Here is a 13,653-nt window from a genome sequence, read left to right on the forward strand (position 1 = left end):
GAAACACGCTGATGAGCGAACACCCCATCCATCGGGAAGCCAGCATCTACAATTGGCTCGGCGAACGCGTCCGGGGCTTCGTTCGATGGTGGCGGGAATTCGATGCCTGGCTGAACCAGCCGCTGCCGAAGGGGCGGCGCCTCGCGTGGCGATGGCTCGCACCCGACGGCTATGCCTGGTTTGTGCCGCTGCTCGGGGGCATTCTGACCCTTGTCATGGCGCTCGGTCCGGCCGTCGAGATGCGCTGGGGCAATCTCGGTCTGCTTGCGATCGGGTTCGCGCTTCTTTTCCTGCTGCATGCGGCAGCTAGCCGGCAAGCGGTCTTCAACCAGTATCTGCTTGCCGGACAGTTGGTGATCCTTGCGGCCCTTGCCGCGCTTCTCATCATCAATTCGCGCCCGGAAACCTACGGCATGATGACGGCGCGGCCCCGCCTGCATATCGGCGCCGTGATCGTCTGCGCACTCGTGCTTGCGCTGCCGGCGGCCTGGCTGCTCTCGCGGTGCCTATTCCGCTCCAATGCAGGCGGCGGGCTTGCCGACAGCCTGCCGAAAGTGGAGCTTTTCCTGCCCAAGAATCGCTACGATTTCATGGGCCGCGGACCGATTGCCGCGCTGGTGTCGGCCCTTGTCATCGCCCCAATCCGCTATCCGGTCGAATTGCTTCTGCCCGGATCGCTACTCACCCTGTTCGTGCCGGATCACTATCTCTGGTACGCTTTCTTGGTGACCGGGTTTGCCGCATGGATCGCCCTTTTCCTCGGCATCCTGTTCGACCGGTTGATGGAAATCCTTCAGACGATCGGGCGTCTTTTCTTCATTGGCCCGCAGCGGGTCATCAGCGTTCTCGTCATTGTCGTCGCAGTGCTTCGCCTCGCCGACGTCCATTACATCACCTATCTCTTCAATGCCGGCTCCGAAGGCTACGGCAATACGACGCTCATGCGCTATATCGCCTTCGCCTATGCCGTCGCCTGGTACTATGCCTTCTGGTGCGATCACTTCGTCGCGCGCCGGCTTATGCGTCTCATGGACAGGGAGCGGCAGACGATCACTCCTGTCGAAATCGCTTACGACTATGAAGGCAGCGAGACCTTGAGCACGGTCCGCAACCAAGGCCGAACAATCGCGCTGCATGGCGCGGGGCGCCTGAAGATCGAGGGCCGCTACGAGGATCAGTACCAGCAGCGGACCAAGGCCGCGTCTGGCCGGGCGATACAGTTCATGACGCCGGCGGAAGTGCTCGCGCAGTTTCGTGCGCAGCTGGAGCGCCTGCCCGCCGAGCAGGCGCCGGCCGGGGATCTGCTTGCGAGCCTGCGCAATTTCCAGCGCTCGACGCTCGTCTATCCCGCCCTCGTCGGCGCGCTGGCTTATGGCCTCATCGGCGGTCCTGCTGTCTTCAGTTTCCTGCGGGCGATCCAGCCTCCGGAACTTGCAATCCGCTCCGAACGACATGTGGGCAAGCAGCCCGCGTCATTCCTATTCGAAAGCGGCCAACCCAATGGCGGCTGCGGTCCGCTCCAGCCCACAACGCCGCGAATTGCAGTTATCGCCTCCGGTGGCGGCACGCGTGCGGCGATCTACACGGCCTCGCTGCTGCGGGGGCTGGCCGAGCACGACCAGATCTGCAACGTCGTGCTTGTCAGTGGCGTCTCTGGTGGCAGCGCTGCGCTCGGCTATTTCGCGCTTCATGAGCAGGAGCTTCGCCGGCCACGTGACAGCATGGACGTCAAGGCATGGGATGATTTTTCGCAAGCCATGGCGCTGCCCTTCATCGAACAGGTGATCGATGGTGCGAGCGATATGCGCTTCGCCTTCGGGCGCTGGCATTGGGCGTCCTCGGCCTGCCGTGAAGCTCAAAGGCCGGATGAGGACGTGACGGGCTGGATACCGGCACGCTCGAGACTGGGCGCGATTCTCGCTGAATCCTTCATCTGTCATATGGGTGCCGGAACGATGGAAGCGCCGTCCTTTGGCCTGATGCTCAACACTGCGATCGTCGGATCTTTTTCCGATGACAGTCCCTCCTGCCAAGCCGATCGGAGCCTTTCGCTTCCCGAGAGAGCGACACGCTGCCGCCAATTTCTGGATGCTGCCCGGGCGGGCGGACGGCTGGTGCTGACCAATCTTGCCGCGCCTGCGTCTCCGCCGGACGACGGATCGCTGCACATGCAGCTCGTCACACTCGACAATGCGGACATGTCGATCGCGCGCGCCGCAGCCCTGAGCGCAAACTTTCCGCCGATCTTTCCCGATGCTGCAATCGACATCGAAGCATCCGGCCAAGCAAGGACACGATACTGGGTGACCGATGGCGGAGCGGTCGAAAACCGTGGCGCCATGACGCTCTACTACGCCATCCGCAATGCGTTCCACTCAGCGCCGCAATCACCGCAGACGCTGCCGCCGCTGCACGTCGTCATCGCCGATGTTTCGGCGCCGGCCGGCCGCTATAGCGAGAGCTTCGGTTTTGGCTCGGTGCTTGGCGCCGGGGGCCAGTTGGGCCTCGGCCTCGAGACGGAGCTTCGCACGGCGATCGAGAAGCTCTATTGCGATCATAATTCTGAAGTCAGCATCCACGAGATCACCATGCCGCGTGTTTTCCGAGATGGCGGAATCGGGACGCATTGGCTGCTTCCCAATTCGCTCTCGTTCACCAATCCCAAGAGCTTATCGGAGACCGAGATCCTGTCTGCCCGAGACGTTGAAACGCTGGTTCTGACGCTGCACAGCGATGTCGCGGAAACCTATCAGGACGAGGCCGCAGCCAAGAAGGTCAAGCTTTGGGCTCAGCAGGATGACGTCGCAAAGCATGACGAGCGGTGGAGGGATCTTCTGGCTAGTCTCGCAGGAGCAGGAGGCAAGCACGATTGCCGGGACATTCAGGCAGGACTGACGGGGCAATAGAAAAGGCAAGCCTGTGTCGCTGGTCGTGATAAACGGCGGAGACCGATGGGGCGGCCTTCAGGCTGTAGAATAGCTTAAAGCAAAAAGAGCCGCTCTCAGCCGGATCAACCCTTCGATGCGGCGGCAGCTTCGCCGGCACGGCGCATGAGGAAATCACGCTCCCTGTTATTTTCGGAAAGCGCGGCTGCCGCTTCAAAGGCTCGTCGCGCTTCGTCGTATTGGCCAAGCCTATAAAGAAGATCGCCGCGAACGCTCGGCAGAAGATGATAGTTCTTCAATGCAGGCTCATCGCGCAGGCTTTCAATGATGTCCAGTGCCGCCTTGGGGCCTTCGACCATGCCGATGGCCACGGCTCGATTGAGTTCGACGATTGGCGAACGCAGAATCCCGGCAAGTTCCGCATAGATATCAGCGATCCGCCTCCAATCGGTTTCATCGGCGCTTATCGCTTTTGCGTGACATGCGATGATCGCGGCCTGCAGGGCATAAATCCCGCCAGCACCGTCAAGCTCCTGTGCCCGCATCAACGCCTTCAACCCGCGCTGAATCTGCAACTGATCCCAGCGGCCGCGATTTTGTTCTAGAAGCAGGATCGGATTGCCGGCCGCATCCGTGCGCGCCGCAGCACGGGACGCGTTCAGCTCCATCAAGGCCAGCAAAGCGTGCGCCTCCGGCTCCTGCGGCGCCACTGACGTTAGGACCCTGCCCAACCGCAGCGCCTCATTGCACAATTGCAGCCGAAACCAGTTGTCGCCGCGGGCGGCCGTGTAACCCTCGTTGAAGATCAGGTAGATGACTTCCAGCACCGAAGCGAGACGTTGCGGCAGCTGCTCGCCATGCGGTGTCTCATAGGCCAGCCCCGATTCCGACAATGTCTTCTTGGCGCGGACGACGCGTTGGGCGATCGCCGCTTCCGTCACCAGAAATGCCCTGGCGATTTCTTGCGTCGTCAGGCCGCAGATCATCCGTAAAGCCAGGGCCACACGCGCCTCGCGCGAGATCAGCGGATGGCATGCCGTGAATATCAGGCGCAACATTTCATCGCCGATATCGTCATCCAGAGGAGTGTCTAGATCGGGCATGATCTGCTCTTCTGCTTCCATTTCCCGAATAATCATCTCGTGCTTCTGATCCAGCATCCGGCGATGCCGCAGATGATCGAGCGCCCGACGCTTGGCAGTGGTCATGAGCCATGCGCCGGGCCGTTCGGGGATTCCGGTCGTCGGCCAGCGTTCCAGTGCTACAGTGAGCGCTTCCTGGGTAAGATCCTCGGCCAGCGGCACGTCGCGAAGCAATCGTGCCAGGCTGGTGATAAGCCGCGGCTGTTCGATCCGCCAGACGGCCAGGATCGTTTGATGGGTGCCGGCGACCGTCACGGCCGTCCGTCCCGATTACAGGTCGAGAGGATCATGCCCTTGCTTCGGCGAGAGGGTCGCAGATTCCGTCTGCACCCGGTTCAAAATAGGCGCGCACTTCACACGTGCCTTCCCAGCCGGGCATAAGATCCTTGTGCAACTGCATGAACTCGACCGCCAGCGCCACGGCCTCCTCCTTGCTTTGCAGCTCGAAGATCGCATAACCGCCGACGACCTCCTTGGCCTCGACGAAAGGCCCGTCGATCACGTTCAGCTTGCCCTCACGGATCGTGACGCGGGCGCCGGTCGCGAGCGGCATCAGGCCTGCCGTGTCGAGCATGCGGCCGGCCTTGATTTCCCGATCGGCAAGCTTGCCCATCGCCTCGATAAGCTCGGGCGTCGGGTGCATCGAATCGGTGGACGTGACGATAGACATGAAACGCATAGGAAGATTCCTCCGGTAGCGAGACGCCGGCACCATTGCCGCTGAACAAGCCCGCTCATATTGACAACGAAGCAGCCTTTCGCAAATCGACAATAATCTTGAAAAAATCGGCTTAGAGCAGAGCGCCGGCAAATCCTGCATCCGCCCCGGAGCTCCTCGAGATCGCCATAAACGAATTCACCGCAGAAAATCCTTGGATTGAACGATCCGCCAAGCCATCGCGGCGCTTTTGACTTCCCATAGGCTTCTTGCGACAACCAGTTCGCTGAGAGCGCCGGTGCCCATCCAGGCGCATCATGAAAGATTGAAGCAGATCACACCACGTCGAAGGCTGGCCTTTCCTGGCGCGAGTGGGTAAATCCTCGCTGCTGATCACAGGAGCCCAGCACATGAACGATACAATCAAGATCGATAACCGCGGCGATTTCGGGCTATGGGCAATCGAAATGGCCAAGCAGATCGTTGGCGACCAGGGCTTCGAGCTTGCAAGGGCAGCGCGGGACGGCACCGATGACGATGTTCGCCAAGCCGGAAACGCGCTGGGTCAGGCGATCACCAACGCGCTCATGGATGTCTATGATGGCCTTCTTGACGGCGTGCCTGAGGAATGAGCTGTCAGGCTCTGTTGAGCCTTGATTGTCACCCAATAAGTGGCCGGTGCTACCTGGGACCTCTCCGCTGCCCAAACCCAACGGGGTGGCGGGACCATTGCTTGCACGCTATTCCAGCGGGACGAACAGGCCGAGCTTGACGTCTCGCAGCACGACATTCGTGTGCATGCGGCGGATCTGCGGGTTTTCCGCCATGATCAGGGCCGCGATGTCGTCATAGTGCTCGACGTCGCGGGCGGTGACGATCGCGATCAGATCGACCGCACCTGTGACGTAATAGACCTGTTGTATGTGATCCTGCTTTTCTGCCCAGAGGCGGAACTTCGCCAGCGCGTCGTAATTGTCCCGCTCGATCTCCATCCCGACGATGAACACCATCGATGTCCCCGTCGACTTGCGGTCGACGACGGCCACCTCCGCCTTGATGATCCCTTCCTCGCGCAGGCGCTTCAACCGCCTCTGCACGGCCGAGACCGATAGCCCGACCCGTTCGGCGATCGTTTCGGCTTTCAGCTGGCAGTCTCGCTGAACGATATCGAGAATGTCACGGTCAAAGCGATCCAGTTGTTCCATTGCCCAGTCCAATTCCTGCCGTAGCACTTCACGTATTCTGCCGCATTTGCCGCACGGGGAAGATTATTTTGCACAAAATATGCAGAATGGATGAAAATTGCGCGAAAAAACCGCGTTATTTTTTCATTATCCTTCGCAAATTCAGTTCAGCCGGAACCATGCATGTCGGATCAACCCTTTCCTGCTCTTCGCGTCGAAGATCTTCATAAAAGCTTCGGCTCGCAAGAGGTTCTCAAGGGTATTTCGGCGCAGGCCCACAAGTCCGATGTGATTTCGATCATCGGTTCGTCGGGCTCCGGTAAGAGCACCTTCCTCAGATGCATCAATTTCCTGGAAATGCCGGATCGTGGCCGGATTGCGGTCAACGGCGAGGAGATTGTGCTGAAGATCGGTCGGGGCGGACGGCCGCAGCCGCGCAGCTGGCGGCAGATCGAGCGGGTGCGGACCGGGCTCGGGATGGTCTTCCAGAGTTTCAATCTCTGGGCTCATCGGACGGTGCTGGAAAATGTCATCGAGGCGCCGGTGCACGTCATGGGCATTTCGCGGCGCGAGGCCATCGAAAAGGCCGAGGCACTGCTCCACAAGGTCGGGCTCTTCGATAAACGCGACGTCTATCCCGCTTTCTTATCCGGTGGTCAGCAGCAACGCGCGGCGATTGCAAGAGCGCTCTGCGTGGACCCTGATGTCATGCTGTTTGACGAGCCGACTTCGGCGCTTGATCCAGAGCTGGTCGGCGAAGTTCTGAAAGTCATCCGTGATCTCGCGGAAGAAGGCCGGACCATGCTGATCGTCACGCATGAAATGCGCTTCGCCCGGGATGTCTCGAGCCGTGTTCTCTTCCTGCATCAGGGACGGATCGAGGAAGAAGGTCCGCCGGAGCAGATATTCGGGGCGCCAGTGAGCGCCCGCTGCCGGGAATTTACCGGTCTGCGCGCCCACTGATGCGCGAACTCTCGTCGACAACACAAACCAGGAGAATCCTGCGAATGAAACTGCTCCCCACGCTTTTCGCCGGCGCGGCACTCGTGCTTTCTGCCGTCACCGCACAGGCCGAAGTCCGCTTCGGCGTCATGAATGAATCCTATCCGCCCTTCTTCGCCAAGGACGCGTCGGGCCAATGGCAGGGATGGGAAATCGACCTGATGAATGCCGTTTGCGAAGAGATGAAGGAGAAATGCTTGATCGTCGACATTTCCTGGGATGGTCTCATTCCGGCACTGCAAAGCAAGAAGTTCGACGTGATCTGGTCGTCGATGTCCAACACCGCGGAACGCTCGAAGGTGATCGACTTCACCGACAAATATTACAACACGCCGAGCACCTTGATCGGTCCCAAGGACCAGAAGCCGGGCGCCACTGCCGAGGACGTGAAGGGCAAGACCATCGGCATTCAGGTGTCGACGATCCAGTCGGAATATTACAAGAAGTATTTCGCCGAGGCTGCGGAAGAAAAAACCTACCAGACACTCGACGAGGCTTTTCAGGATCTCGCTTCTGGCCGTATCGACTATGTCTTTGGCGATTCACTGGCACTTGACGCTTTCCTGAAAAGCGATGGCGGCAAGGATTGCTGCGCCAACATGGGTGACGTCGCCGACGACAAGGAAATTCTCGGCGCCGGCGTTTCGGGTGGCCTGCGCAAGGAAGACACGGAGCTGAAAGCCAAGCTGAACACGGCCATCGCTGCGGTCCGTGCCAGCGGCCAGTATGACGCCATTACCAAGAAATACTTCGATTTCGACATCTACGGCGCAAAGTAAGCAGTCCTGATAATGGCGACCGCGCAACAAGGTATTCTGGACCTGCTGTCTCCCTATCCTCCGGGATGGGGCGGCGTTCTTCTGGCAGGTGCGGTCTCCACGGTCGCCATTTCGGCTTGCGCCTTCGCGATTGGCCTGCTGCTCGGCATGGGCGGCGCGCTTGGAAAGCTTTCGGGCAATCGCGTGCTCCGCTTGCTGCTCGATTTCTACACTACGGTGATCCGCGCCGTTCCGGAGCTGATCCTGATCGTCGGGCTTTATTATGCCGGCACCGATGGCCTCAACCGCCTCCTGGCCGCCTTGGACCTGCCACCGGTCAACGTGAACGGCTTCGTCGCGGCCGTCATGGTGCTGGGCTTCGTGCAGGGTGCCTACATGACGGAGGTGCTGCGCGGCGCGATCCTCGCCATTCCTGTCGGTCAGATCGAAGCCGCCAAGGCCTTCGGCATGGGACCGGTGCTGAGGTTCCGCCGGGTCTTGCTGCCGACGCTCCTGCCAAACGCCCTGCCGGGTCTTGCCAATCTGTGGATGTCGGTCACCAAGGACAGCGCGCTGGTCGCGGTCGTCGGCTATCAGGAGCTGGCGCTCGCCACCCGTCTTGCCGGGGCAAGCACCAAACACTACTTCGTCTTTTTCCTCGCCTCGGCCCTTCTTTACCTCGCCATCACGCTCGTTTCCAACGTCATCGTCAAGCTGATCGAGGGACGGGTACGGCGAGGGCAGCCGCGCCTTGCCTGAAGAAAGCGCCCCATGAGTTTCACCTGGATCTCTTCTTATTGGCCGCTGCTTCTGACGGGCGTCTGGCAGACGGTCTGCCTGCTGGTGATTTCCGTGGTGTTCGGCTTCGTCATCGCCATTGGCCTCGCCTTCGCGCAGGTCAGCGGCGGCGGGCTGACACGGCTGCTCGCCCGCAGCTACTGCACCTTCTTCCGCGGCACACCTCTGCTGATACAGTTATGGCTCCTCTACTACGGGGTGGGCTCGCTGCTCCCCATGATCCCCGGCATCCGCCAGAGCCTGTTCTGGCCAGTCTTGCGCGAGGGCTTCTTCTTTGCCGCCGTCAGTTTCACGCTGAACTATGCCGCCTATGAGGCAGAGGTGTTGCGCGGCGCGCTGCTTGCAGTTCCCAAGGGTGAGCTCGAAGCGGGCCGGGCCTTCGGCCTTTCACCCTGGATGCTGACCCGCCGCATCTGGCTGCCGCGTGCCATTCGCATCGCCCTGCCGACGATTGCAGGAGAGATCGTCATGCAGCTCAAGGCGACACCGCTCGCCTTTACGGTGACGGTGATGGATCTCTACGCCGTGGCAAACAAGGTTCGGCAGGACACGCTGCTCGTCTATGAACCGCTGCTGGTCGTCACCCTCTTCTATCTCGCGCTGACCGCAGTGATCGCCCGCGTCTTTCGAGGTCTCGAAGCGCAGGTGCCGGTTCGCCGCTAGGCCGACGTAAAAGGACTGGCTCATGAATTCCCTGGCGCACGAACCACGCGCAACTCGCCCACTTTGTTATGAAAAGCCCGCCGCCGCTGACGGCGCGACAGCCTGAATGGAGACCTCTTCATGAGCACGACGCGAATTCTCGATGGCGGCATGAGCCGCGAGCTGCTGCGGCTGGGTGCCGAACTGAAACAACCGGAATGGTCGGCATTGGCGCTGATCAACTCGCCGGATATCGTGCGCAAGGTACACCAGGAATTCATCGCCGCCGGTTCTGAGGTCGTTACGACAAACAGTTATGCGCTCGTGCCCTTTCACATCGGCGAGGACCGGTTTTGGAAGGAAGGGCCGGCGCTGATCCGTCTCGCAGGTCGCCTGGCGCGCGAGGCAGCCGATGCCGTTACAGATCGGAAGGTGCTGGTCGCCGGTTCGCTGCCGCCGATCTTCGGCTCGTACGAGCCGCAGAACTTTCAGCCTTCGCGAGTGCAGGATTATCTTAAGGTGCTTGTCGAAAACCTCGGCCCCTTCGTCGATATATGGCTCGGCGAGACGTTGAGCCTGATCGCCGAGGCAGAGGCTGTCCGCAAGGCGGTGGCGACATCAGGCAAGCCGTTCTGGATTTCCTTCACATTGGCGGATGACGAGGCAGCCATCAGTGGCGGCGAACCGAAGCTTCGCTCCGAAGAAAGGGTCGAGGACGCGGCATCCTGGGCGGTTTCATCGGGCGCCGAGGCTCTCCTGTTCAATTGCAGCAAGCCCGAAGTCATGCAGGCGGCAGTGGAGACGGCAGCGCGGGTCTTCCGAAAGATGGATGCTTCCATCGAAATCGGCGTCTACGCCAATGCATTCGAAGGGGAAACAGGCGACGCAGCCGCCAATGAAGGTCTGCACGACACCCGCAACGATCTGAATGACGATGCCTATTCGCGTTATGCCTGCTCCTGGGTCGAAGCGGGTGCGACAATAATCGGTGGCTGCTGCGGCATCGGTGCTGCTCATATTCATCGCTTGAGGAAGACGTTTTTGGATTGAAGCACCCGCCGAAATCGCTCATAGCCTGGGAGTTGGCAGCGGCAGCATTGTTTTAGCGGCTCCTTCCGTTGCTGATCTGACCCGGCCGATAGGCGAACTGGGCCCGACTGAGCCCGAGCCTACGGGCTGCCCGTGCTACGTTGCCATCTGCTTGCCGCATGGTCATCTGATAGATCTGGCGGTTAAGATCATCGATGGCGAAGCCACCTCGCTCGATTGTCTGCGCCAGAACGGCCGCCAGGGCTTTATCTGTTGCCAGAGGTTATGGCAGCATTCCCATATCCTCGGCGACGGTTTCGAGCGTCGATGCAGTCACCCGATCTTGCTTGGCGGTGAACGATAATGTTGTCGGAAGCTCCCAGTCTGGCAGTTCGAATCTCATCAAGACCATCACGCGAGGGGGTTGGGGCAGAGGCTCGATCGGATTGCACATCAGCGTGAGATTGCAGACCGGCATAGCCTGCATGAACCCGAAACTTCAGCCTGATCCCCCGTGCCGCTTGTTCAAGGATGCTCCATAAATCCGGTCATCGCCCAGGTCGGGTCCGTTGGCGTAGTGGATGTCATTGGAGAGCGTTCGTAAACGCCTCACCTTTCTCGGAAGGTCTTCAGCAATGCGATATTGGAGACATGCACATCTTCATAGGCGGGGATGTAGATCAGCGCGCCGCTTTTCACATCCTCGCTGACCGCTTCGGCCAGAGGCTTGCGCCAGATCTCCGGTTCTGGCGCCTCGTCACTCATCGCCTCGACATACCGGATCGTCGCGTCGATGAAGGAAGGCTCGTAGCCGCCTGCGAAAATACGATCCGGATCGCCATGGCAGGGGAGGATACGGGCGATGGGAAAGGAGCGCAGACGTTTCAGTTCTTCCAGATGCTGCGGCAGGGCGGCAGCATCCGTTATGTAGGTGACGGTGTCTTCGAGTGTGTCGCCGGCAAACAGAAGCCGCTCCTCAGGCAGCCATAGGATCGTCGCATCGGGACTGTGGATGTTGAACTCGTGGAGTTCAATCGCGCGGCTTCCGACCGTGATCGACCGGCTGCCGTCGAACAGGCTGTTCGGCATGATGACAGGATCGATCTTCGGCAGGCGGGCGGCGATGCGCGGTTTTTCCGCTTCGAGAAGCCGGGCGGTCGCGCCATTCGCGACGATGATGCAATCGGCAAATACCTCGTTGCCGGCGATATGGTCGTTGTGAAAATGGCTGAGGACGACCGTGATCTTCGAGATGTCTCGCGCTTCCAGATGGGCGCGGATGGCGCGGGCATGGTCTAGGCTTATGTGGGTGTCGTAGACCAGCGCCTCATTGCCATCGACGATCGCATAGGATGCGATGCCGAGGCTGAAGGCGCCGTCGTCGAGCCAGTTGGGCCCTTCCGAATAGAGCCGCTTGCCGGCGATGCGCCCGTCATAATAGGCGAATATGCCTGGATATGGTTCGAATATGCGGAAGTCGTCAAGCATGCCCTTCATTCGGTTCCTCCTGGACATCAGCCTTTACATTATGATGAGCGGGGTGCTTCAGCGCGCCCAGGTCGCGTCCCAGAAGGACTTCGGATCCTTTGCCAGCACGTCGGAAATCGTCGGTGCCGGTCCCGGAATACGCTTGCCGCCGGTGCGTTCGCTGAGTTCCGCCTTGGCGGTAGCGATCGTTTCCGGCGATGCCAGCAATGTGATTGCGCCCATGGCAAGCGCTTCCGACGCCATCAGCGGCCCCGGACTGCTCGACGAATGTCCTGACAGCGCCGTCCATGCCCAGTGATGGATCGGCACATTGTCTGGATAGGCCCAGTTAACCCGTCCGAGCGGGATATGCCAACTGATGTCGCCGTCATCCTGGCCGTAATAATCGATGCCAGTGTCGAAATATTCGAGTTCACGATGCAGCTTGAAAGGTTTGCCGGGATCACAGGCGGCGGAAAGCTGCTCCATCCATTCGATATCGGCTTCGGTCCAGCGCGGCGGGCCGATTTCCCTCAGGCACGTATCCAGCACACGTCCGACGGTGTCATTGCCGAGATAGCCGCGGCAATTGGCGATCTGCTCGGCCACCAGTTCGACGCCTTGTTCGGCAGCGATCCGGCTGTAGGTGTCGAGCATCAGCTGGTAACCTTGCTGCACTATGTCGAAGTCATGATGCCGGACGGAGGACCAGAGGCGCACTTCCTCAGGCGTCACGCCAGGTGTGATGCCCGCGAAGCGATAGACGTGCTTCAGCTGCAGGCCGGAAACCTCCTTGCGGAGGCTGTCGAATTCCGCATAGGCGGCTTCTGCGGCCAGCAGTGCGTTGCGGGTGGCGGTCTTGCCGCCATGGGCGCTTTCGCCGATGAACTTGAATTCGCCACTCGCCATGGCGTGGCATGGCCGGGCAAGCGAGCCGTTCTGGTAGTCGCCGTGCGAGGTCAGGACGAGGTCGAGCCCGTCAAACACGCCGGCTGCCTGCAGCGCAAGCTTGCCCCAACCGATTTCCTCGGCCGGGCAACCGACGATGACGATCTCGCCGGGCAGGCCGAGTTCGATCATCGCCTTTGCGGCGGCGATGCCGGCGCCGGTATTGGCCGGGCCGATATGATTGTGGCCGCAGCCATGGCCGGGCAGGCGACGATTGCCCTGCCGGTAGGGAACCGCGTCATTGTAGAGGCTCGGCAGCGCATCGTATTCGATCAGGATGCCGATTTTCGGGCCGTCGCCTTTGGCGATGCGGGCGATGAACGAGGTCGGCACGCCGCCGACGCCGCGTTCCACCGAAAAACCGTGCCGTTCGATGAAGTCGCAGAGGATCGCCTGCGACTTGTATTCCAGCGCCGGCAGTTCCGGCACTTTCCACATCTCCGCAAAGAGTTGCTCGATTTCTGCGGCAAGCCCCGACCAGATGCGGCGTGTTTCCGTCTTCAAGCGATCCTGCATGTCAGGCAGCCTTCCCCTGTTTGAAAGCGAGGAATGCTTCGTTGATCTCTGCAGCGGTACGGCGGGCGCCATGCTGCAGATATTCCATATTGGCGAGCGCGGCGTCATGCGCCTCGATCGAGGATCCCGCGACGCAATCCTCGACGACGCGGCAATGGTAATCGGACTGGTGGCCATCCGCGAAGGTATAATGGACGCAGATATTCGTGAGGCCGCCGACGAGGATCAGCGTCTCAGCCTTCAGGCCACGCAGCAGGATCTGCAGGTCGGTACCGATGAAGCCGGAATAACGGCGCTTGACGATCACATAGTCGTCGTCGCGCAGCCCGACTTCCTCGGCGGCGATCTTGGTGCCTTCCCAGTCTTCGCGCAGGTGCATGTCCTCGTCGCCATCCATTTCGCGGCCGTAATCGACGCCGCTCTTGCGGTGGCTTTCCTGCAGGAAGATGATCGGCACGCCGCCTTCGCGGGCGGCATCGATGACCGTACGCGCCTTGCGCATGCGCTCGATTATGCCCGGCATCAGCGGGATCGAGCCATCATCGTCGAAACCGACTTTCTGGATGTCGACGACGATCAGGACCGGCTGGCCGACGATCATGGGGTTTTGCTTCTTTGGCATGG

14 protein-coding genes are annotated in these 13,653 nt (G+C 60.5%); 7 read left to right on the forward strand and 7 right to left on the reverse strand.

Features of this window, described 5'->3' with window-relative positions; translation table 11 throughout:
* Window positions 1–11: 11 nt before the first annotated feature.
* Entirely contained in the window at window positions 12–2,906 is a 2,895-nt protein-coding gene (locus J2X71_RS09520) for a patatin-like phospholipase family protein (protein WP_310381600.1), read from the forward strand.
* Window positions 2,907–3,010: 104 nt separating this feature from the next.
* Here J2X71_RS09520 and J2X71_RS09525 read toward each other — a convergent pair whose 3' ends face one another.
* Together J2X71_RS09525 and J2X71_RS09530 are read right to left on the reverse strand one after the other, a co-directional pair.
* On the reverse strand, window positions 3,011–4,282 hold the full coding sequence (locus tag J2X71_RS09525; RefSeq protein WP_310381602.1) for an RNA polymerase sigma factor: 1,272 nt from the start codon (window positions 4,280–4,282) through the stop codon (window positions 3,011–3,013).
* Window positions 4,283–4,313: 31 nt separating this feature from the next.
* Window positions 4,314–4,706, reverse strand: a complete 393-nt coding sequence (locus J2X71_RS09530) for a YciI family protein (RefSeq protein ID WP_310381604.1) — start codon at window positions 4,704–4,706, stop codon at window positions 4,314–4,316.
* 389 nt (window positions 4,707–5,095) lie between these two features.
* On the opposite strand from J2X71_RS09530, the gene J2X71_RS09535 reads away from it, so the two are divergent.
* Entirely contained in the window at window positions 5,096–5,317 is a 222-nt protein-coding gene (locus J2X71_RS09535) for a hypothetical protein (RefSeq protein ID WP_310381606.1), read from the forward strand.
* A gap of 108 nt (window positions 5,318–5,425) precedes the next feature.
* On the opposite strand, the gene J2X71_RS09540 is transcribed toward J2X71_RS09535, so the two are convergent.
* A complete protein-coding gene (locus J2X71_RS09540) occupies window positions 5,426–5,890 on the reverse strand; it encodes an Lrp/AsnC family transcriptional regulator (RefSeq protein ID WP_310381608.1) in 465 nt (154 codons plus the stop codon).
* Between the two features lie 162 nt (window positions 5,891–6,052).
* Between J2X71_RS09540 and J2X71_RS09545 the strand changes: the two genes are divergently transcribed.
* The 5 genes from J2X71_RS09545 to J2X71_RS09565 all read left to right on the forward strand — a co-directional run bounded on the left by J2X71_RS09545 (window position 6,053) and on the right by J2X71_RS09565 (window position 10,119).
* Entirely contained in the window at window positions 6,053–6,832 is a 780-nt protein-coding gene (locus tag J2X71_RS09545) for an ATP-binding cassette domain-containing protein (RefSeq protein WP_310381610.1), read from the forward strand.
* A 44-nt stretch (window positions 6,833–6,876) separates the two neighbouring features.
* Window positions 6,877–7,650: a transporter substrate-binding domain-containing protein gene (locus J2X71_RS09550; RefSeq protein WP_310381612.1), complete on the forward strand. Its 774-nt coding sequence runs from the start codon at window positions 6,877–6,879 to the stop codon at window positions 7,648–7,650.
* 12 nt (window positions 7,651–7,662) lie between these two features.
* A complete protein-coding gene (locus tag J2X71_RS09555) occupies window positions 7,663–8,388 on the forward strand; it encodes an ABC transporter permease subunit (protein WP_310381614.1) in 726 nt (241 codons plus the stop codon).
* Between the two features lie 12 nt (window positions 8,389–8,400).
* Window positions 8,401–9,090, forward strand: coding sequence for an ABC transporter permease (locus J2X71_RS09560; RefSeq protein ID WP_310381616.1), 690 nt, complete (start codon window positions 8,401–8,403; stop codon window positions 9,088–9,090).
* 120 nt (window positions 9,091–9,210) lie between these two features.
* Window positions 9,211–10,119, forward strand: a complete 909-nt coding sequence (locus J2X71_RS09565) for a homocysteine S-methyltransferase family protein (protein WP_310381619.1) — start codon at window positions 9,211–9,213, stop codon at window positions 10,117–10,119.
* 52 nt (window positions 10,120–10,171) lie between these two features.
* On the opposite strand, the gene J2X71_RS38100 is transcribed toward J2X71_RS09565, so the two are convergent.
* The 4 genes from J2X71_RS38100 to J2X71_RS09580 all read right to left on the reverse strand — a co-directional run bounded on the left by J2X71_RS38100 (window position 10,172) and on the right by J2X71_RS09580 (window position 13,651).
* The gene (locus tag J2X71_RS38100) at window positions 10,172–10,378 is read right to left on the reverse strand and encodes a helix-turn-helix domain-containing protein (protein ID WP_405049703.1); all 207 of its coding nucleotides are present in this window, start codon (window positions 10,376–10,378) and stop codon (window positions 10,172–10,174) included.
* Window positions 10,379–10,707: 329 nt separating this feature from the next.
* Window positions 10,708–11,595, reverse strand: coding sequence for an MBL fold metallo-hydrolase (locus J2X71_RS09570; RefSeq protein WP_310381621.1), 888 nt, complete (start codon window positions 11,593–11,595; stop codon window positions 10,708–10,710).
* 48 nt (window positions 11,596–11,643) lie between these two features.
* A complete protein-coding gene (locus tag J2X71_RS09575) occupies window positions 11,644–13,029 on the reverse strand; it encodes an amidohydrolase (protein ID WP_310381623.1) in 1,386 nt (461 codons plus the stop codon).
* A gap of 1 nt (window position 13,030) precedes the next feature.
* On the reverse strand, window positions 13,031–13,651 hold the full coding sequence (locus J2X71_RS09580; protein WP_113320833.1) for a cysteine hydrolase family protein: 621 nt from the start codon (window positions 13,649–13,651) through the stop codon (window positions 13,031–13,033).
* Between the last annotated feature and the right edge of the window lie 2 nt (window positions 13,652–13,653).

It is taken from the genome of Rhizobium sp. 1399 (assembly GCF_031455475.1).
Classification (GTDB): domain Bacteria; phylum Pseudomonadota; class Alphaproteobacteria; order Rhizobiales; family Rhizobiaceae; genus Rhizobium.